17 protein-coding genes and 1 tRNA gene are annotated in these 18,840 nt (G+C 71.3%); 4 read left to right on the top strand and 14 right to left on the bottom strand.

The features are described from left to right. Positions 1 to 7: 7 nt before the first annotated feature. The 11 genes from Q0R63_RS18810 to Q0R63_RS18760 all read right to left on the bottom strand — a co-directional run bounded on the left by Q0R63_RS18810 (position 8) and on the right by Q0R63_RS18760 (position 11,161). Entirely contained in the window at positions 8 to 1,294 is a 1,287-nt protein-coding gene (locus Q0R63_RS18810; protein ID WP_295700782.1) for an enolase C-terminal domain-like protein, read from the bottom strand. Then, positions 1,291 to 2,265, bottom strand: coding sequence for an aldo/keto reductase (locus Q0R63_RS18805; protein WP_295700779.1), 975 nt, complete (start codon positions 2,263 to 2,265; stop codon positions 1,291 to 1,293). The genes Q0R63_RS18810 and Q0R63_RS18805 overlap by 4 nt, the downstream gene beginning before the upstream one ends. Next, the gene (locus Q0R63_RS18800; RefSeq protein WP_295700777.1) at positions 2,262 to 3,194 is read right to left on the bottom strand and encodes an amidohydrolase family protein; all 933 of its coding nucleotides are present in this window, start codon (positions 3,192 to 3,194) and stop codon (positions 2,262 to 2,264) included. Before Q0R63_RS18800 ends, Q0R63_RS18805 begins: the two co-directional genes overlap by 4 nt. Continuing rightward, positions 3,191 to 3,532, bottom strand: coding sequence for an L-rhamnose mutarotase (locus Q0R63_RS18795; protein WP_295700774.1), 342 nt, complete (start codon positions 3,530 to 3,532; stop codon positions 3,191 to 3,193). The genes Q0R63_RS18800 and Q0R63_RS18795 overlap by 4 nt, the downstream gene beginning before the upstream one ends. Before the next feature lie 32 nt (positions 3,533 to 3,564). Continuing rightward, on the bottom strand, positions 3,565 to 4,350 hold the full coding sequence (locus tag Q0R63_RS18790; protein WP_295700772.1) for an SDR family oxidoreductase: 786 nt from the start codon (positions 4,348 to 4,350) through the stop codon (positions 3,565 to 3,567). Beyond that, positions 4,347 to 5,189 carry a fumarylacetoacetate hydrolase family protein gene (locus tag Q0R63_RS18785; protein ID WP_295700770.1) on the bottom strand — a complete coding sequence of 281 codons (843 nt, stop codon included), beginning with the start codon at positions 5,187 to 5,189 and terminating at the stop codon, positions 4,347 to 4,349. Before Q0R63_RS18785 ends, Q0R63_RS18790 begins: the two co-directional genes overlap by 4 nt. 81 nt (positions 5,190 to 5,270) lie before the next feature. Next, positions 5,271 to 6,914 (bottom strand): sugar ABC transporter ATP-binding protein, encoded by a 1,644-nt coding sequence (locus Q0R63_RS18780; RefSeq protein ID WP_295700767.1) that lies wholly within the window; start codon positions 6,912 to 6,914, stop codon positions 5,271 to 5,273. Continuing rightward, positions 6,911 to 7,906: an ABC transporter permease gene (locus Q0R63_RS18775; RefSeq protein WP_295700764.1), complete on the bottom strand. Its 996-nt coding sequence runs from the start codon at positions 7,904 to 7,906 to the stop codon at positions 6,911 to 6,913. Before Q0R63_RS18775 ends, Q0R63_RS18780 begins: the two co-directional genes overlap by 4 nt. Further along, a complete protein-coding gene (locus Q0R63_RS18770) occupies positions 7,903 to 8,985 on the bottom strand; it encodes an ABC transporter permease (RefSeq protein ID WP_295700760.1) in 1,083 nt (360 codons plus the stop codon). The genes Q0R63_RS18775 and Q0R63_RS18770 overlap by 4 nt, the downstream gene beginning before the upstream one ends. Before the next feature lie 2 nt (positions 8,986 to 8,987). Next, positions 8,988 to 10,079, bottom strand: coding sequence for a mandelate racemase/muconate lactonizing enzyme family protein (locus Q0R63_RS18765; protein WP_295700758.1), 1,092 nt, complete (start codon positions 10,077 to 10,079; stop codon positions 8,988 to 8,990). Positions 10,080 to 10,087: 8 nt separating this feature from the next. Next, positions 10,088 to 11,161, bottom strand: coding sequence for a substrate-binding domain-containing protein (locus tag Q0R63_RS18760; protein WP_295700755.1), 1,074 nt, complete (start codon positions 11,159 to 11,161; stop codon positions 10,088 to 10,090). Between the two features lie 143 nt (positions 11,162 to 11,304). Here Q0R63_RS18760 and Q0R63_RS18755 point away from each other — a divergent pair, with 143 nt between their 5' ends. Further along, positions 11,305 to 12,066 (top strand): FCD domain-containing protein, encoded by a 762-nt coding sequence (locus tag Q0R63_RS18755; protein ID WP_295700753.1) that lies wholly within the window; start codon positions 11,305 to 11,307, stop codon positions 12,064 to 12,066. On the opposite strand, the gene Q0R63_RS18750 is transcribed toward Q0R63_RS18755, so the two are convergent. Then, complete coding sequence (locus tag Q0R63_RS18750; RefSeq protein WP_295700750.1) at positions 11,993 to 13,321, bottom strand: MFS transporter; 1,329 nt, start codon at positions 13,319 to 13,321, stop codon at positions 11,993 to 11,995. The genes Q0R63_RS18755 and Q0R63_RS18750 overlap by 74 nt on opposite strands. A gap of 132 nt (positions 13,322 to 13,453) precedes the next feature. Here Q0R63_RS18750 and Q0R63_RS18745 point away from each other — a divergent pair. Next, positions 13,454 to 13,541: transfer RNA gene (locus tag Q0R63_RS18745), tRNA-Ser, on the top strand. A 53-nt stretch (positions 13,542 to 13,594) separates the two neighbouring features. After that, positions 13,595 to 14,056 carry a hypothetical protein gene (locus tag Q0R63_RS18740; RefSeq protein WP_295700747.1) on the top strand — a complete coding sequence of 154 codons (462 nt, stop codon included), beginning with the start codon at positions 13,595 to 13,597 and terminating at the stop codon, positions 14,054 to 14,056. 302 nt (positions 14,057 to 14,358) lie between these two features. Here the strand turns inward: Q0R63_RS18740 and Q0R63_RS18735 are convergent, their stop codons facing one another. Continuing rightward, entirely contained in the window at positions 14,359 to 16,404 is a 2,046-nt protein-coding gene (locus Q0R63_RS18735) for a M4 family metallopeptidase (RefSeq protein WP_295700745.1), read from the bottom strand. A 304-nt stretch (positions 16,405 to 16,708) separates the two neighbouring features. Next, on the bottom strand, positions 16,709 to 17,995 hold the full coding sequence (locus Q0R63_RS18730) for an MFS transporter (RefSeq protein ID WP_295700742.1): 1,287 nt from the start codon (positions 17,993 to 17,995) through the stop codon (positions 16,709 to 16,711). Between the two features lie 93 nt (positions 17,996 to 18,088). Between Q0R63_RS18730 and Q0R63_RS18725 the strand changes: the two genes are divergently transcribed. Then, positions 18,089 to 18,613, top strand: coding sequence for a MarR family transcriptional regulator (locus Q0R63_RS18725; RefSeq protein WP_295700739.1), 525 nt, complete (start codon positions 18,089 to 18,091; stop codon positions 18,611 to 18,613). The last annotated feature ends 227 nt before the right edge of the window (positions 18,614 to 18,840 follow it).

Here is an 18,840-nt window from a genome sequence, read left to right as displayed (position 1 = left end):
ACGCTGCTCAGCGCCAGGCGGCGCCGTCCGGGAAGCGGAACTCCTCGATCGAGGCGGCCTTGATCCGGGACGAGAAGCCCGGCGCCGTCGGAGCCCGGTAGCGGCCACCGCGGACGTCGGTCGGGTCCTCGAAGTGCTCGTGCAGGTGGTCGACGTACTCGATGACCCGGCCCTCCGTCGACCCGCTCACCGCCACGAGGTCGATCATCGCCAGGTGCTGAACGAGCTCGCACAGCCCGACGCCACCGGCGTGCGGACACACGGGCACCCCGAACCGGGCGCCCAGCAGGAGGATCGCGAGGTTCTCGTTGACGCCGCCCACCCGGGTGGCGTCGATCTGCAGGATGTCGATCGCCCCGGCCTGCAGCAGCTGCTTGACGACGACGCGGTTCTGCACGTGCTCGCCGGTCGCGACCTTGACCGGGGCCACCTTGGCGCGGATCGCGGCGTGGCCCAGGATGTCGTCCGGGCTCGTCGGCTCCTCGATCCACCAGGGGTCGAAGGGCGCCAAGGCCTCCATCCACGCCACGGCCTGACCGACGTCCCAGCGCTGGTTGGCGTCCACGGCGATCCGGATGTCCGGGCCGACAGCCTCCCGCGCGATGCCCAGCCGCCGCACGTCGTCGGCGAGGTCGCCGCCGACCTTCAGCTTGATCTGGGTGAAGCCGTCGGCGACGGCCTCGCGGCTCAGTCGGGCGATCTTCTCGTCGGGATACGCCAGCCATCCCGACGACGTCGTGTATGCCGGGTAGCCCTCCGCCACAAGGGTTTCCGTCCGCACCTGTCGCCCCGGCTCGGCCGCCCGCAGGATGGCCAGCGCCTGGTCACGGTCGAGCGCGTCCGTGAGATAGCGGAAGTCGACCTGGTCGACGATCTGCTCCGGCGTCAACGTCGAGACGTAGCGCCACAGCGGCAACACGGCGCTACGGGACACGAGGTCCCAGGCCGCGTTGACGACCGCGCCGATCGCCATGTGCATGACGCCCTTCTCCGGGCCGAGCCACCGCAGCTGCGAGTCGTGCACCATGGACCGTGACAGCTCGGCGAGGTCGTCGGGCCCGTCGAGCGGCCGACCGAGGACGTGCCGCTCGAGTGCCGCCAGCGCGCTGACGACGACCTCGTTGCCGCGCCCGATCGTGAAGACGAAGCCGTCTCCCCGCGACCCGTCGTCCGCCTCGAGCACGGCATAGGCGGCCGAGTAGTCCGGGTCGGGGTTCATCGCGTCGGACCCGTCGAGCTCCCGCGACGTCGGGAAACGGATGTCGGTCATCGTCATCGAGACGATCGTGGTCACAGTCTCTCCTCATCCAGTTCGTCCCAAAAGACTTGTGGGACATCGGTATTCATGCCAATGACTGTCGCCGACACCTGCGCGGCGCTCGACGCGCCCACCACGACGGCAGCGACGGCAGGGTGCCGCAGCGGGAACTGGAGGGCGGCGTGGGGCAGGTGGGTGCCGTGCGCGCGTGCGACCACGGCCAGCTCGCGGGCCCGGAACAGCCGCTCCTGCGACACGCGCGTGTAGTCGAAGTGGGCGTCGTCCGGCGGGGTGTCGGTCGCGAGGACACCGGAGTTGAAGGGGGCGGCGACGACGACCGCGACGCCGCGCTCGAGGCAGCGCTCGAGCAGGGGCAGGCCGGTGCGGTCGAGCAGGGTCCATCGGCCCGCGAGCATCACGACGTCGACGTCGGACTCCTCGACGAAGCGCAGCGGCGCCTGCCACTGCTTGATGCCCACGCCGACCGCCCCGATGACGCCCTCGTCGCGAAGCGCCGCGAGCGCAGGCACCGCGCCGGTGATCGCCGCGTCGACGTGGTCGTCGGGGTCGTGCACGTAGACCACGTCGATGCGGTCCAGGCCCAGCCGCGTCAGGCTCGCCTCGAGGCTGCGCCGCACGCCGTCACCGGAGTAGTCGAGGACCCGGTGCAGGTCGTCGGGCACGTCGAAGAAGTCGGCCAGGTCGGTGCCCGTGGGGTGCGGGTTGGGCTCGAGCAGCCGACCGACCTTGGTGCTGAGGACGTAGGAGTCCCGGTCGCGCCCCGCGAGGGCCGCCCCGAGGCGCCGCTCCGACAGCCCGAGCCCGTAGTGCGGAGCCGTGTCGAAGTGCCGCACCCCGAGGTCCCAGGCCGCCTGGACGATCCCGTATGCCGTGGGGTCGTCCATCGCACGGTAGAGGTTGCCGAGGTTGGCGGCGCCCAGCCCCAGGGTCGGGACCTGCACACCGGCCCGCCCGAGCGGTCGACGGGCCGTCACGAGATCGGTCATGCGGTCGGCCGCCTGCCCAGGCCGTACCACCGCACCGCCGTCCCCCCGCGGATCGCGGCACGCTCGGCGGGGTCGAGGTGGGCGACCAGCGAGTCGTGCAGCTCGGTGACCTGCGCGTAGGACGACGCGCCGACCAGGCATACGGGCCAGTCGGATCCGACCATCACGCGGTCGGGTCCGAAGACGTCCAGCAGGTGCGCGGCGAAAGGCCGGATCGTCTCGGGCGTCCACCCCTGCCCGGCCTCCGTGACCAGGCCGGAGAGCTTGGCGACGACGTGAGGATACGCCGCCAGCGCCGTGATCTGCTCGCGCCAGGGGTCGAGCCGACCGGCAGCGATCGGCGGCTTCCCGAGGTGGTCGAGGACGAACCGCAGCTCCGGGACGAGGCCCACGACCTCGACCGCGGCCGGCAGCTGGTCGTGGGTCACGAGCAGGTCGAAGACCAGGCCCGCCCCGGCGAGCGCCCGCAGCCCGTCGAGGACGTCGTCGCGCAGCAGCCAGCGGGGGTCGGCCTCGCTCTCGACCAGCGAGCGGATGCCGACGAGGAGGTCGCCGCCCGGCAGGGTCCGCAGGCGGTCAATCTCCTCGGACACCGCGCCGGAGGTGAGGTCGACCCAGCCGACGACCCCACGGATCACCGGTTCGCGGGCGGCGAGCGCAAGGAACTCCTCCGTCTCGGCCGTCACGGCGTCGACCTGGATGAGGACCGTGCCGTCGACACCGGCATCGGCGAGCAGCGGCTCCAGCTCGTCGAGGAGGAACGTCCGGTGGATCGACGGGAAGGCAGCGAGAAACGACTGGGGCCTGACGTCGAGGTCCCAGACGTGGTGGTGCGCGTCGATCCGGACACCGCCCGGCGGAGTTTCCCCAGCCGCAGCAGTCGAATCCGTCGTGCCCCCGCCACCCGGCATACCCGGTGCGTCCGTCATGGCGTGTGGAACACCTCCTCGAACGGTGCCCACCACTCGCCCTCGGCTGCGGTGTCGACCGCCTCCTGCATGGGGTCGGTCAGCTGCCACCACTCACGGGTCCGCGGGTCGCGCGCCATGGCGGCCAGGTCACCGGCGTAGTTGCTGCCCACGTACTCGAAGTAGGCGATCAGCAGCCCGTCACGCAGGAAGATCGAGTAGTTGCGGAGGTTGCTCCGCCTGATCTGGTCCAGCACCTCCGGCCAGACCGCCGCATGCAGGCGGCGGTAGTCGGCCTCGGCCTCCGGTCGCAGCCGGATCACCTGGGCGACCCGGCGCGGGGATGCCGGTGCCGGCACGTCAGGGGACCCCGCGGGGACGACCATCGGTGTCACGAACGTGGCCTCGGTCGCAGCCGGTCCATCCCACCGTCGACGGCCAGCGTCGTCCCGTTCGTCGACCCGGCCAGGGGCGAGGCGAGGTAGCAGACGGCGTGGGCGACCTCGTCGGCGGAGACGAGCCGGCCGTGGGGCTGCCGCGCCTCGAGCGCCGCGCGCTCGGCAGCCGGGTCGGCCGCGACCTCGAGCAACCGCCCGACCCACGGGGTGTCGGCGGTCCCGGGGTTGACGGCGTTGACCCGGATGCCGTCGGGCAGCAGGTCGGCGGCCATCGCCAGGGTCAGCGACTGGACGGCTCCCTTGCTCGCGGAGTAGAGGGCCCGGCTCGGCAGGCCGACCGTCGCGGCGATGGAGCAGGTGTTGACGATCGCCGCGTGCCCGGACGCCCGCAGGGACGGCAGCGCGGCCCGGGTCACCCGCACGATGCCGACGACGTTGACGTCGAGCACCCGCCGCCACTCGTCGTCGTCGTTGTCCTCGACGCCGCCCTGGGCGCCGATGCCGGCGTTGTTGACGAGGACGTCGAGACCACCGAGCCGCCCGACGGCGTCGGCGACGGCCGCCCGCACCCCGGCGTCGTCGGTGATGTCCGCCTGCACCGCCACCAGGTCGGCGTCGTCGGCGACCGGGCCGGGGTCACGGTCGAGCACCGCCACCCGCCCCCCACGAGCGACGAGGGCTCGCGCGACGGCCAGCCCGATGCCCGACGCCCCACCGGTCACCAGAGCACGGAGGCCCGCAAACTCCGCCGAAGTCTGTTCTCCGACAACGCTGGTCATGCCTGCCCCATCGTCTGCCGCTGCCGGCCGAGTCCCTCGATCTCGAGCTCGACGACGTCACCACCCTTGAGGTATGCCGTGCCGGGCCGGCCCATCGCGACGCCCGCCGGGGTGCCGGTGTTGATGACGTCGCCGGGGCGCAGGACCATGAACTGGCTGACGTAGTGCACCAGGGTGTTGACGTCGAAGATCATGTCGGCGGTGGTGCCGTTCTGCTTCGTCTCGCCGTTGACCGACAGGAAGAGCCGCAGCGCCTGGGGGTCGGGCACCTCGTCGGCCGTCACCAGCCACGGCCCGATCGGGTTGAACGTCTCGCAGTTCTTCCCCTTGTCCCACTGCCCGCCCCGCTCGAGCTGGAACTCGCGCTCCGAGACGTCGTTGCTCACGGCATACCCCGCGATGTGCGCGGCCGACTCGCTGGGGTCGGCGAGATAGCGCGCCTGCGTCCCGATGACGACGGCGAGCTCCACCTCCCAGTCGGTACGGGTGGAGGCCCGCGGGACGAGGACCTCGTCGTCCGGGCCGACGATCGTGTCCGCCGCCTTGAGGAAGACGATCGGCTCAGCGGGCGGCGTCGCCCCGGTCTCGGCCGCGTGGTCGCGGTAGTTGAGGCCGATGCACACGACCTTGCCGATGTCGGCGACCGGTGGCCCGAAGCGGCGGGGCTCGAGCACGGGCAACGTGCCAGCGGCCAGCGCCGCGTAGACGGCGCCGAGCCCCTCCGCCAGCAGCGCGCCCGTGATGTCCGGCACCACCTCGGACAGGTCACGCCAGGTGCCGTCCGCGTCGAGCGCCGCGGGGCGCTCCTGCCCGGCTGCGCCGATCCTCGCCAGCTTCATGTCGTCTGTGCTCCTTCGTCTGTCGTCTGCGACGGTCATCCGCCGCATCTCGCCGTCAGGGTCGTATGCCGGGTACCCACCTCAGGCGGCGGGCACTCCCGGCCGCGGCGCTCCGGTCTCCAGCGTTCCGGTCTCCGGCGCCCCGGTCTCCGACGCTCCGGCCTCTGCTGCGCCGGACTCCTGCGACTCGCCGTGCACGAGCCGGATGACCCGTCCGCTCATCGTCGTGTAGTGATGGTCGTTGTCCACCTCGCCGACCAGCTGGTGGTCCCGCATCACGGCGATGCGGTCGGCGAGCGTCACCACTTCCGGGAGGTCGGAGCTGATGAGCAGGATCGCCAGGCCGCCCTCGGCGAGCTCGGCGATGAGCTCGTGGAACGCCGCCTTGGTGCGCACGTCGATGCCGACCGTCGGTTCGTCGATGATCAGGACGGCGCAGTCGGCGGCCAGCCACTTGGCGAGCGACAGCTTCTGCTGGTTGCCGCCGGAGAGCTGACCGGCCAGCTGGCGGGGCCCGGACAGCCGGATCCCGAGCCGGTCGACGTAGCGGGCGAGGACCGTGTCCTCGCTGCGGTCACGGACGACTCCCCACCGGGCGAGCCTGTCCCACACCGTCACGGTGACGTTGCGACTCACGGTCTGCTCGAGGAAGATCCCCTCCTCCTTTCGGTTCTCCGTGACGTAGCCGATCCGGTGCTCCCGCAGCGCCTGCCCCACCGAGCCGATCGTCACCGGCCGGCCACCGACCAGCAACCGGCCCGACGTGATGGTGTCGAGCCCGAGCACCGCGCGCGCCAGCTCGCTGCGCCCGGCTCCGACGAGCCCGTAGAGGCCGAGGATCTCGCCGGGCCGCACCACCAGCGAGACGTCCCGGTGACCCCCCGCCGTCGACACGGCTTCGAGCTCGAGCGCCGGTGTCGCCCGTGGGTCGACGCTCCGGGCGCCCAGCTCGATGTCCGCGTGGGCGCGACCGACCATGAGGTCGACGACCTGGCTCCGGGTGAGGTTACCCAGAGCCAGTCCCCTGGCGACGCTGCGCCCGTCACGCAGCACGGTCACGGTGTCAGCGACAGCGAAGACCTCCTCGAGCTTGTGGCTGACCAGGACGACGATGCGGCCCTGGTCGCGCAGCCGGCGCACCACGGCATACAGGTGGTCGGACTCCTCGCTGGTGAGCGCCGACGTCGGTTCGTCGAGCAGCAGGAGGCGGGAGTCGGTGGCGAGCGCCTTGGCGACCTCGACGAGCTGCATCTGCGCGACGGACAGCTCGGCGACCGGGCGGTCGAGGTCGAGCTCCACCTCGAGCTCGGCGAGACACCCCTGCGCCAGCCGGCGCACGGCCGCCCGGTCGACCAGGCCGCGGGAGCGCGGCATCCGCTGCAGGGCGATGTTCTCCGCGACCGAGAAGGCCGGCACGAGGTTGCGCTCCTGGTGGACGACCCCGATGCCGGCGAGCTGGGCGTCCGCCGGGCCACCGAAGTGCAGCTCCCGCCCACCGGCGCCCCCGGCTGCGTCGCCCGGGGCCTGCCACCCGTCGGGGACGAGCCGCAGCGTCCCGCCGTCGGGCTTGTGCACCCCGGTGAGGATCTTGATCAGGGTGCTCTTGCCCGCGCCGTTCTCACCGAGCAACGCGTGGACGGTGCCCGGCCGCAGGTCGATGGTCACCCCGTCGAGCGCGCGGACGCCGGGGAAGACCTTGACGAGATCGGTGGCGATGAGCCTCATGTCCCGCCTCTGCCGATCCGCTTCTGGCTGAGCAGGACCGCGCCGAGGACGACGGCGCCGACGACGAGGTCGACCCAGCGCGGGTTGATGTTGTACTGCGCCTGGGCGACGTCGACGAGCCGGACGATGAACGCGGCGAGGCAGGTGCCGAGGACACTGACGACACCGCCGGCGAGGGCGACGCCCCCGATGATCGGGGCCGCGAAGCTCGGCAGCAGCAGGTCGTCGCCGATGCTCGCGTTGACCGAGCCGGAGAGCGCGAGGACGAGCACGCCGGCGACCCCGGCGAGCAGCCCCGACAGGGCGTGGGCGATGACGAGTGAGGTGTCGTTGGAGATGCCGGACAGCCGCGCCGCGAGCGGGTTGCCCCCACTGGCGAGCAGCTGACGGCCGCGGACGGCGCGCGCGAAGAAGAGCCAGACGAGGACGGCGACGACCACCGCGGCGAGGAAGACGGTCGGTATGCCGAGCACGGAGGCTCGCCCGAGGGAGACGAGGCCGTCGGAGTAGCCCTGGTAGGTGCCGGTTCCGTTGATGCCGTAGCGGACTCCCGAGATGATCGTCATCGTCGCGAGCGTGATGATGAACCCGTTGATGCGGGTGAGGACGACGAGCAGACCGTTGGCGAGCCCCACGACGAGCCCGAGGACCAGGGCGGCCAGGACCGCCAGCCACGCCGGCCAACCCCGGTCGGCCATCAGCGCGGCCGCGGCGACGGCGGTGAGTCCGGTGAGGACCCCGACCGAGAGGTTCATCTGGCCGACGGCGAGGACCACCATCTGGGACAGGCCGATGACCATCGGGACGGCGAGGAACTGGAACACCGCGCGCAGGGTGGCGGGCTCGACGAGGTTGCCGCCGGTGGTGACGGCGAGGACGACGAAGGCCGCGAGCGCCAGCCCCGCGAGGACGACCTCGGTGCCGCGCAACGAGGCGCGGACACGAGGACCGCTCGGTCCCGCCGCGGTCTCCACGAGCGACGGCAGCGTCATGGCCGCACCCCGCGCCGGTCGGCGAGGACGTGACGGACCCGGTCGAGCGACAGGGCGACGAGGAGCACGACGCCGATGTAGATCTGGAGCTGGTCGACCTCGAACTGCAGCAGGTTGAGGCCCTTCTGGATGACGGAGTTGAGGATCGCGCCGAGCAGCGTGCCGACGACGCTGACGGCGCCGCCGGCGAGGAGGGTCCCGCCGAGCACCGGTGCGAGGAAGGACGGGAGCAGGAAGTTCTCGCCGACGCTGGCCGAGAACGCGCCGTTGTTGATCGCGAGCAGCCAGCCGGCGAGCCCGCACAGCAGACCGGACAGCGCGTGGGCCTGGATGACCCGCCGCGACACCGGGATGCCTGACAGGAGAGCCGCTCTGGCGTTGGATCCGCACATCAGGATCTCGCGGCCGAGCCGGCTGAAGCGGAAGAGCACACCGACGACGACGAGCGCCACGACGGCGATCGGCACGACGAGAGGCACCGGGGGGCCGCAGATCGGCCCGGCGCAGTAGTCGTTGAAGGTGTCGGACCGCAGGGCGTCCATCCCGTCGGGGTGGAGGCTGAACGCCACCCCGCTCGTGAACCAGCTGTAGAGGAGCGCGACGAGCCCGAGCAGGCCGAAGTCGAGCGCGAGGGTCACGACGAAGGAGTTGACTCCCGTCCACGTGATGATGCCGCCCGCCAGGGCCCCGACGAGGGTGCCCACGAGGAGGGCGGCGAGGAGCCCCACGACGAGGGGCGCGTGGAGCTTGTCGTAGGTGAACCCGGCGGCGAAGGCGGAGAGGGCTGCCATCCGGGGCACCGCGAGGTTCATGTGCCCCAGGGACAGGACCGCGAGCTGCGCGAGGCCGACGACGACGAAGACCGTGATGTCGGCCTGCATCGGCACGAGGGTGAGGTCGACGTCGAGGAAGGAGGGTCGCAGCCCGGAGAAGATGGCGACGAGCGCGACGACGACGGCGACGAGGCCGACGCGCGGGTTGGCCCACCAGGGCAGCCCGCGACGGCGCTGGTCGACGGGCGCGGGGGCCGGCGCCTCGGGCTCGGCCTGGGAGGCGGTGGACGTCGTCGTGTCGGGCATTCTCACCGCACCCGCAGCCGGTCGAGCGCCTCGTGGTCCCAGTCGATCCCGAGACCGGGCGTGGTCGGGACGATGCCCTCGCCGTCCACGACGACGAGCTCGTTGGTCGTCACCGCGCGCAGCTGCGGGAGGTACTCGAGGTAGCGGCTGTTGCTGATCGCGCCGCAGAGGCCGACGTGCAGCTCCATCAGGAAGTGCGGGGCTACCTCGACGCCGTGGGCCTCGGCGAGGTGGGCGACCTTGAGCCACGGGGTGATCCCGCCGATCCTGGCCACGTCGGGCTGGACGAGTCCGGCGGCGCCACGGGCGAGGTACTGGGCGAAGTGGCCGATGGAGTAGATCGACTCCCCCACGGCGACCGGGACCGTCGTCGACCGTGCCAGCCGTTCGTGGCCGAGGACGTCCTGCGCCGGCAACGGCTCCTCGAACCACAGCACGCCGGCCGCCTCGAGGTCCGGCGCACGGCGCACCGCCTCGGCGAGGGTGAACGACTGGTTGGCGTCGACCATGAGGTCGCGGTGCGGACCGATCGCCTCGCGCACCGCCTGCAGCCGCTCCGCGTCCTCCGCCGCGGACGGCTTGCCGATCTTGATCTTCACGCCACGGTCTCCCCCGGCCACCGCCTTCTCCGCGCCCGCGACCAGGTCCTCGACCGTGTAGTGGAGCCAGCCGATCTCCGTGTTGTACAACGGGATCCGCTCCTTGGCCCCACCCGCCATGATGGCGAGCGGAAGACCGGCGACCCGGCAGCGCCGGTCCCACAGTGCGGTGTCCACTGCAGCGAGCGCCAACGAGGTGATGGCGCCCCCCGCGGTGGCCAGGGTCGCGCCCTGGAGGAGCTGCCAGCAGGACTCGACGGCGTCGGCGTCCCTGCCCACCAGATGCGGGAGGAGGTAGTCGTCGAGCAGCGCCCGGACCGCGGTGCCGCCCGTCCCGATCGTGTAGCTGTAGCCGAGCCCGCTCTCCCCGTCGCTGGTGGTGACCTCGACGAAGATCGTCTCCTGCTTGAGGAACGCCTGACGGGCGTCGGTGCGCGGCATCTCGACGGGGATGTCGACGAGGAACGACCGAGCAGCGGTGATGGTGACCGGCATACGGGCGCTCAGCCGCAGGAGAGGTAGTCGGTGTCGAAGGCCTTCTTCAGCTCCGTCGTCCTGGCCTGCCGCTGGGTGTCGTAGGTCGCGACGTTGGCCTTGGTCACGACGAAGGAGCCGGAGTCCACGACGAGGCCGGGCTGCTTCATCGTGCAGCCGGTCGAGAGCTTCATCAGCACGTAGGAGCCGACGTAGCCCTGGCCGACGGGGTTCTGGGTGACCGTCGCGGAGACCGACCCGTCGGAGATGCCGGCGAGGATCGTCTTGTCGTCGTCGATGGCGACGACCTTGGTCGACAGGCCGGCCTGCTTGACCCCGGCCGCCGCGGCGACCGCCGGGTTGTAGGCCGTGGTGACGATGCCCTGGACGTCCTTGCCGCGAGCGGCGAGCAGGTCGGCGACCGCCTTCTGCGCCGACTGCAGGTCGACGTCGATGTCGGTGATCGTCTGGACGAGGACGACCTTGCCGCCGGCCTCGTCGACGGCCTTCTGGACGCCGACGATCCGGCGCTGGGTGTTGGAGTCGACCTTGTTGCCGGTGAGGTGGACAAGGTTGCCCTTGCCGCCCATCGCCTCGATGGCCGCCTTCGCCGCCTTGTATGCCGCGCTCTCGACGTCGGTGGAGAGGCAGAAGGCCGCAGCGTTCTTGTTGCCCGCCGGGCACGAGGCGAGGGAGGCGACCTGGAAGCCCTGCTTCTCGAGGTCGGTGAAGGTCGAGTTGATGTTGTCGGGGGAGACCCCGAAGATGCCGAACGCGTTGTAGCCCTGGGCGGCGAGCGACTTGATGACGTCGTTCTGCTTGGTCTGGTCCCAGCCCGACGTCTCGTTGAAGGTCGTCTCGCCGAGGCCGAAGTCCGTCTTCGCCTGGACGCCGGCGCCCTTCCAGGGCTGGAAGTAGGGGTGCGGCCCACCGGGGACGAGCGCGACCTTGACCTGCGCGGCGGTCTTGCCGGTGGCACTCCCGCCGGCGGCCGGCGTGGCCCGCTTCGAGCACCCGGCAGCGGTGAGTGCGAGGCAGGTCAGGCCGACGACGGCGACCACGCCCCGGGTGCGCCGGTGGGGACTGATTCGAGCAACGACCATCAGGAGGACTCCTTCGTCGGGGTGGCAACAACGGCGGTGCACGCCAAAACATAGGTCGTCATACGTATGCTGTCAACAGCACTCGCGGGACGGCTTCCCCGTGCTGCGACGATCTCTGTCCCGCGACTCCCTATGCTTCCGAAATGAGCGAGATGAGCATCGCCGAGCCCTGGCCGCGACGTCCCCGGCGGCTGGCCACCGCCGTCGTCGACGAGCTCGTTGACCGGCTCGTGAGTGCCGAGATCCCGGCCGGGTCGTCGCTCCCCACGGAGCCGGTCCTCTGCGCGACCTTCGGGGTGAGCCGCACGGTCGTGCGTGAGGCGGTGAAGTCGCTCGAGGCGATGCGGCTGGTGACGGTCCAGCAGGGGCAGGGCACCCGCGTGCGGCCGCTCGCGGACTGGGACCTGCTCAACCCGCTCGTCCTCGCCGCGGTCATCCGCCACGACGCGCAGCTGGCCATCCTCGAGGACCTCGTCGACGTGCGCATCGCGCTCGAGGCGCAGATGGCCGGCCAGGCCGCCGCCCGGGCCGATGCGGACCAACGCGCGCTGATCAGCGTGCGGATGACCACCCTCGATGCGGAGGTCGGTGACGCGACGACCTATCTGCAGGCCGACGTGGAGTTCCACGACGCGATCATGGCCGCGTCCGGCAACCGGCTCGGCCGCGCGATGATCCACACGCTGCAGGTCGAGGCCTACCGCTCGATGCGCTACGTCGGCGACCCCACCACCGAAGAGATGCGCCTGTCCAACGTCGCCCACCGGGCGGTGCACGACGCGGTCCTCGCCCGGGACGCCGCCGCGGCCGAGGCCGCGATGCGCGACCACATCATCGGCTCCTGGCATCGTCGTCGGCCGGAGGCGCAGCGACCTGAGGAAGCCCAGACGCCCGAACACCGTTGACCCGAGACGGAATTCGCCGCTCGGTGAAGAGCGACAGCAGGGCGACGAGCCCGCAGCCGGCCACGAGCACGCCGATGTAGGCGCCGCCCCAGCCGCGGCCGATGAGGAAACCGGCGACCGGCGGGCCCACGACGGAGGCGCTCTGCCAGGAGATGCTCATGAGCGCGTTGTAGCGGCCGCGCAGGTGGTCGGGCGCGAGGTCGTTGATCATCGCCGGCGCGGTGGGCTGGTAGAAGGTCTCGCCCAGACCGAAGATGCCGAGGCAGGCCATGAAGAGCAGCGAGCCGGCCACCGAGCCGGGCACCAGCCCGGCCGCGCCGAGGGCGAGGAAGGCGAGGGCCCAGACGCCACTCATGACGACGAGCATCCGGGTGCGCCGACGACCCTCGATGCGCTGCAGCACGACGAGCTGCAGGACCACGATGACGACCGTGTTGGCCGCGAACGCCCAGCCCAGCGCCTGGGTCGAGATCTGCGCCTCGGCCCGGCCGAACGCCGGGAGCCCGGTGTTGAGCTGGCTGTAGCCGACGAACGAGGCGAAGAAGGTGAGGATGAGGACCGGACGAAGCGCCGGATCGCGCAGCAGCGTCAGGTAGGTCGTGCCGGTCGCGAGCTCGTCCGCGACCGGTTCGGGTCGAGGGGCCCGCCCCGAGTGGTGGCGCAGCGGTCCGAGGAGGATCGTGAGCGGCGCGGGGAAGGTCGCCGCGTCGATGAGGTAGATCGCCACGAAGGTCCCCGGGCGGGCGACGTCGACGACGAGCCCGCCGACGATGCCGCCGATGCCGATCCCGAGGTTGAGCAGGGTGAAGCTGAGCCCGAAGTAGCGCTGCCGGATCACGCTCGGGATGATCGTGGCGATGAGGGAGTTGACCGCAGGCCAGCTCACCCCGGTCGAGACGCCGAGCATGAGCATCGCGACCACCGCCCGCGCCGGCGTGGTGGTGGACGACAGGACGACGTAGGCCGCCATCTGCACGACGAGCGCCGTGAGCAGGACGATGCGGGCACCGATCCGGTCGATGAGGATGCCGGCCGGCCCGACGACCACCATGCCGACGACGGCTGGGATGGCGAGCAGGAGCCCGACCTGCGCGAGGTCGAAGCCCCGGACCTCGTGGAGGTAGACGACGCTGAACGGCAGGACCAGACCGTTGCCGATGAAGTCGGCGATGATCGTCGAGAGGAACCACTTGCCGGCCCGCGGGAGGTCGGTCCAGAACGACGACAGCGGCGGCCGGACGGGTGTAGTGCTCACCCCGGCAGTCTGTCGCGGGCCTCCGACAGGACCCAACCGGTTTGCTGGGGCGGGGGTGCGCCGCCGGATCGGCAACCGGGTCCGACGGCCACGATTTCAGCCGGACCGCCCGGCTCGGGTAGATTCCCCCACGGAGGATTCGCATAGTGGCCTAGTGCGCACGCTTGGAAAGCGTGTTGAGTGAAAGCTCTCAGGGGTTCAAATCCCCTATCCTCCGCCACAGGGCTTGCTGTCCCCCGCGCGCCGTCGCCCCGACAACGGGAGACTGGCGCGATGAGCCTCCGACTCGCCGTCGTCCTCACCTCCCTCGCGCTCGTCACCGCGTGCGGCGGGGGCGACCCGGCGTCGACGTCAGACGCCGCCGGCGTCGGGGACGCGCCGTTCCCCGTGACCATCAGCCGGACGGGCGGCATCGCCGGCTTCAACGACCGGATCGTCGTCGAGACGGGCGGCGCGACGACGGTGACGAGCAAGCGCGGCGCCGCGGGCAGCTGCACCCTCACCTCGGAGACGGTCACCCGGCTCCTCGCCGCGGTGGCGGCGATGCCCCAGGTCCCGACCACCTCGACGACCGGTCCGCGCATCTCCGACGAGATGTTCACGACCCTGGAGGCCCCGACCCGGGGGGCGCTGCGGATCGGCGACGCCCCCGGCGCCGACCTGGCCGTGGTCGGCGAGATCATCGCCGACGTGACCGGCGCCAGCCCGGCATACCGGCTCTGCACGAAGGCCTGAGCCGTCCTGCTCGGACGTGGTGCGCCCCTCGGGTCGCGGCAGCGGGGCCAGGTCAGAAGCGCGACGCACCCTACGACCCCAACGAGCCCGAGGGGCACGTCCGTCACCCTGCCGAGGACTCGACAGCGCGGTCAATGGCCTTGACGAAAGCCTGACCATCACCGGTACGGACTGGTGGCAGATCCGGGACACCACCCGGGAAACCTGGGCGCGAGCGCGTCGACATGGTGGTCACGCAAGGGGGTCGGCCGCCACCGGTGATGCGGTGACGACCGACCCTGTCGTTCAGCGTGCGGTGACCGTCAGCCGGTCGCCACCGAGGTGTCGTCGACGACGAAGCTCGTCTGGAGCGACGAGTCCTCGGTCGCGGTGAACTTCACCGAGACCGACTTGCCCATGAAGGCGGAGAGGTCATAGACCTTCTGCGCGTAGGTCGTGCTCGTGCCGACGTTGCTGAAGGTGGCCAGCGTCGTCGTCGCGCTGCCGTTGACGACCTGGACCTTCATCGTGTCGTATGCCGTGCTGCCGGTCTCCGCGGTGTCCGTGCGGATCCAGAAGGACAGCTTGGGCGTGCCGGTCGCCGGGACCGCGACCGTCTGGGCCTCGGTCTCGGTGCCGGCGGAGCCGTTGCCACCGAGCCACAGCTTCCAGGAGCCGGTATGCGCCGGGCGTCCGGTGTCGCTGGTGATCGGGCCGGCGGTGCCGGTCCAGCTCACTGCGCCCGACTCGAAGCCCGGGTTGGCGAGGAGGTTGGTCCCGGTGGGCGGCGGGGTGCTGCCGGCGCAGGTCTCCGTGCCCGCGGGGACGGCGATGGCCGAGAAGGACGCCGCGATGTTGGTGCAGACCGTGGCGTCGGTGGGGTAGAGGTCCTTGGCCGACTTGATCGCGCCGTTGCGGGCGGCGGCGTAGTTGCTGCTGGAGGTGAGGTAGGTGGACAGCGTGCGGTACCAGATCTTCTCGGCCTTGTCGCGACCGACGGGGGTGACCGCCCCGGCGACGCAGGTGGGGCTGTTGTAGGCGACGCCGTTGATCGTCTTGGCGCCGGAGCCCTCGGAGGCGAGGTAGAACCAGTGGTTGAGCGGGCCCGAGGAGTAGTGCGGGTCGAGGCCACCGAGCGAGCTGCTCCAGCAGTCCTTCGAGCTGCCGTCGCGGGACGGCTTGTCCATGTAGCGCAGCGGCGTGCCGTTGCCGTTGAGGTTGATCAGCTCGCCGATGAGGTAGTCGGGGACGTCGATGGGGTTGTTGGCGAACCACTCGACCGAGGTGCCGAAGATGTCGGAGGTCGACTCGTTGAGGCCGCCCGCGTCTCCGGTGTAGGCGAGCCCGGCGGTGTTCTCGGTGACGCCGTGCGACATCTCGTGGCCGGCGACGTCGAGCTCGACGAGGGGGGCGTTGTTGCCCGCGCCGTCGCCGTAGGTCATCTGCGTGCCGTCCCAGAACGCGTTGACGTAGTTGCTGCCGTAGTGGACCCGCGACCGGACCCCGGTGCCGTTGTTGTAGATCCCGGCGCGGCCGAGGACGGTGTTGTAGAAGTCGTAGGTCTTCTCGGCGCCGTAGTGCGCGTCGACCCCGGCCGAGGCGCGGTCGCTGTTGCTCCCGGTGCCCCACACGTCGTCGGCGTCGGTGAAGGTCGTGCCGTTGCCCGACGTCGAGTTCCTCAGGTCGGTCGCGAAGTTCCCGGTGGTGTCCTTCATCTGGTAGGCCCCGGCCGAGCCCGTCGTGCCGATCGCCACCGTGCCGACGAAGATGCCCTTGCCCGTGCCCTCCTGGACCTCGTCCCAGCCGGTGAGCTTCGCGCCCGTGGAGGCGTCGACGACGGTGTGGTACCTCGTCGGGGTCTGGTCGGCGGTGATGCCCTCGCTCACGACGTCGTAGGCGAGCACGGGTGCTGCGCCCCCGGCATACACGACGAGCTCGCCCTTCGGCGTCGTGGCGTCGCGCAACCCCGGGACCGCGCCCTTCGCGGCTGCGGTGCCGGCCGCGAGCTTCGGCGTCGTCGAGGCGACGGCGACCTTGCCCGAGGCGTTCCAGGTGACACTCGAGATCGTTCCGGTCGCGCTCTCGTGGGCGACGAGGTCCCCGCCGATGGCCCGCAGGCCGTTGAAGGTCCGGTTGAAGCGCACGTGCTTCGCGCCGTTCGCGTCGGTGATGACGTCCTTGACGACCAGCTTCTCGCCCGACCCGAGGCCGAGGGCCCGACCGGTATGGTCGGCTCCCGCCTGGGCGGTGCGCAGCTGGGTCGCGCGATCCTGCGACGGCGCGGTGGCGCCGTGTGCGGCGACCACCGGGACGCTCGCTGCTGCCGCAACGAGGGTCACGAGGGTCATGCCCGTGAAGAGGTGTCTCACGTGACTTCTCCTTGGAGATGGGCCACCGGGCGGTGGCGAGATAGGACGTGCCGCGGATCCGCCGACGTCGCCGACCCCTCTCTCGGGGGAGCCGGCGACGTCTCATATGGCGATACGGCGCACGCCGGACACTGGCCGCCCCACGACGAGCCGGTCAATGCCCTTGGCCATCTCTTGACAGTTGGCTGGGTGAACCATGAAGGTTCCCTGGTCCTGGCGGCCAACCCTTGACCCGCTCGAGGGGAAGCCGAGACCCGGTGTGCCCAGCCGATGGTGCCCGGCCGACGACGTCCGGACGGGCCGGTCAGACGAGGGCGGGGCTGCCCTGCTCCGACGCGTGTCGAGGCTCTGCCGGTTCGGCGCCCGGACCGCGGCGCAGGACGGTCCGCAGCCGCATGGCCGCCGCTACGGCTGCCACGCTGATGACGAGGTGCACGACGACGAAGGTCGTGCCGTGACCGGCGCCCAGCGCGAGCCCGGCGAGCAGCGGGCCGACCGCCGAGACACCGGTCTGGAGGGCCGCCAGGAGGCCGAGCGTCGTCCCGACCATGCCGTCCGGGGCCAGGCTCGCGGTCAGCGGGTTGAGGATCGGGGCGAAGAGGGTCTCACCGACCGCGAAGACGCCGAAGGTGGTGACGAAGAGCGTGGCGGCGAGCACGGGTGTCGTCCGCATGGCGACGGCGAGGATCCCCCACGAGAGGACCCACACGACGCCGACGGCGATCAGGAGCGAGGCAGGGTTGCGGCGTGCCGTGAGTTTCACGACGACCATCTGCAAGGCCACGATGACGAGGCAGTTGACTGCGGCGGCGGTGCCGATCGTCCGCGCGGGCACGTGGAGGAAGGTCAGCGCGAAGGCCGGGAGACCCGACTCGAACTGGGCGTAGAAGCCGAGCGCGATGGCGACCGTGACGACCCCGACCCACCGCAGCGCGGGGATCCGGGCGAGGGTGCGGATGGCCGCACGGCCCGAGAGCACACCGGCTGCGGCCTCGTGGGTCTCGTCGGCGTCAGCCTGGTCGGACGTGGCGGCGTCACCACGACCCGCCACGTCACCACGACCGGCCAGGGCGAGCAGCCCGGCCGAGATCACGAAACCCGCTGTCGCCATGAGGAATGCGCCGGACATGCCGTCGACCCGGCCGAGGTCGACGACCTGGGCCGCGAGCAGTGCGCCGATGGCCATCCCGACGGATGACCCGGTGAAGGCCCACGCGAACATCTTGCGGCGGTCGGTGGACCCGGACCAGCGCAGCACGAGGACCGACTGGGCGGGCTGGGCCGCCGTGATGCCGACGCCGAAGACGAACATGGCGGCGAGGAACGCGGCCGGGGTGCCGGCCCAAAGCAGGACGAGGCTCGAGACGGCGGCCACGAGCTTGGCGACGACGGCGACATGCACAGGGGACACGCGGTCGGCCAGGCGGCCGCCGACGGGAGCGGCCAGGAGCGCGCCGACGGAGAAGAGGCTGGAGGCGGCCGCGGCCGCCAGGGTGCCCCAGCCGCGGGTGTTCGCGGCATACGCGAACTGGTAGGGCAGCACGGCTCCCCACCCGAGCATGCTCACGGCCCCGGCCAGGACCACCATCATCGGACGCTTCATCACAACCCCCAGAACATTCGCATTGCAATACTTGTTCCCCGAAGACTTCGAGATCGAAATATTAGCATGAGAAGGTTGGGCATGGCATCCAGGAGGCGCCTCGCCAAGAGCGCGCAGGAGCGGTACCGCGCCGACGTCGCGACCTATGTGGCGGCGGGCGGGGAGGAGACCATCCAGCGCGTCATCACCGCGATCCACGGCCTCCAGCGGCGGCTCAACCACTGGTACGACAGGCAGCTCGTCGATCTCGGGGTGACGCAGGGCGAGTGGACCGTGCTCTCCCAGCTGGCCCGGGCCGAGGAGGGGACGTCGATGACGCCGTCCCAGCTCGCCGAGGCCGCCAACATCGCCCCCTCGTCGATGACCCACCGTCTCGACCGGATGACCGAGCGCGGGCTCGTCTCCCGCACGACCGACCCGGCGAACCGCACCCGGGTGCTGGTGAGCCTCACGACCGCGGGCTGGGACCTCTTCTCCGAGTCCGTCAAGGGCTCGGACATCGTCGAGAGCGACATCCTCAGCGCGCTGTCCGCAGCCGAGCGCGGCGAGCTCGCGGGGCTGCTCGAGCGGGTCATCGCCGACCTCGACGAGCACGTCGAGCCCTGAGGCCCGGCCTCAGGCGCTGGCGGGCCGCCTCCGGCGACCTACCCTTTATCGGGTCACCCGATAAAGGGACGCTGCCCGTGAGAACGGTTCCCCCGCGAACCGTCCCTTTATCGGGTCACCCGACAACGGGACGAGGCCCTGGGCCCCAGAATGGGCCGATACTTGGGTGATCAGGGGTGATCAGGGGTGATCAGGGGTGATCAGGGGTGATCAGGGGTGATCAGGGG

The organism is Lapillicoccus sp. (assembly GCF_025353065.1).
GTDB lineage: Bacteria > Actinomycetota > Actinomycetes > Actinomycetales > Dermatophilaceae > Lapillicoccus.
Note: the sequence above shows the minus strand (reverse complement) of the source record. Positions and strands in the feature narration are given on the sequence as shown.

Coding starts and splice junctions, on each gene's coding strand:
- Q0R63_RS18805 (WP_295700779.1), bottom strand. CDS start 2,265: ATGACCGATCTCGTGACGGCCCGTCGACCGCTCGGGCGGGCCGGTGTG.
- Q0R63_RS18800 (WP_295700777.1), bottom strand. CDS start 3,194: ATGACGGACGCACCGGGTATGCCGGGTGGCGGGGGCACGACGGATTCG.
- Q0R63_RS18790 (WP_295700772.1), bottom strand. CDS start 4,350: ATGACCAGCGTTGTCGGAGAACAGACTTCGGCGGAGTTTGCGGGCCTC.
- Q0R63_RS18785 (WP_295700770.1), bottom strand. CDS start 5,189: ATGAAGCTGGCGAGGATCGGCGCAGCCGGGCAGGAGCGCCCCGCGGCG.
- Q0R63_RS18780 (WP_295700767.1), bottom strand. CDS start 6,914: ATGAGGCTCATCGCCACCGATCTCGTCAAGGTCTTCCCCGGCGTCCGC.
- Q0R63_RS18775 (WP_295700764.1), bottom strand. CDS start 7,906: ATGACGCTGCCGTCGCTCGTGGAGACCGCGGCGGGACCGAGCGGTCCT.
- Q0R63_RS18770 (WP_295700760.1), bottom strand. CDS start 8,985: ATGCCCGACACGACGACGTCCACCGCCTCCCAGGCCGAGCCCGAGGCG.
- Q0R63_RS18765 (WP_295700758.1), bottom strand. CDS start 10,079: ATGCCGGTCACCATCACCGCTGCTCGGTCGTTCCTCGTCGACATCCCC.
- Q0R63_RS18760 (WP_295700755.1), bottom strand. CDS start 11,161: ATGGTCGTTGCTCGAATCAGTCCCCACCGGCGCACCCGGGGCGTGGTC.
- Q0R63_RS18755 (WP_295700753.1), top strand. CDS start 11,305: ATGAGCGAGATGAGCATCGCCGAGCCCTGGCCGCGACGTCCCCGGCGG.
- Q0R63_RS18740 (WP_295700747.1), top strand. CDS start 13,595: ATGAGCCTCCGACTCGCCGTCGTCCTCACCTCCCTCGCGCTCGTCACC.
- Q0R63_RS18730 (WP_295700742.1), bottom strand. CDS start 17,995: ATGATGGTGGTCCTGGCCGGGGCCGTGAGCATGCTCGGGTGGGGAGCC.
- Q0R63_RS18725 (WP_295700739.1), top strand. CDS start 18,089: ATGGCATCCAGGAGGCGCCTCGCCAAGAGCGCGCAGGAGCGGTACCGC.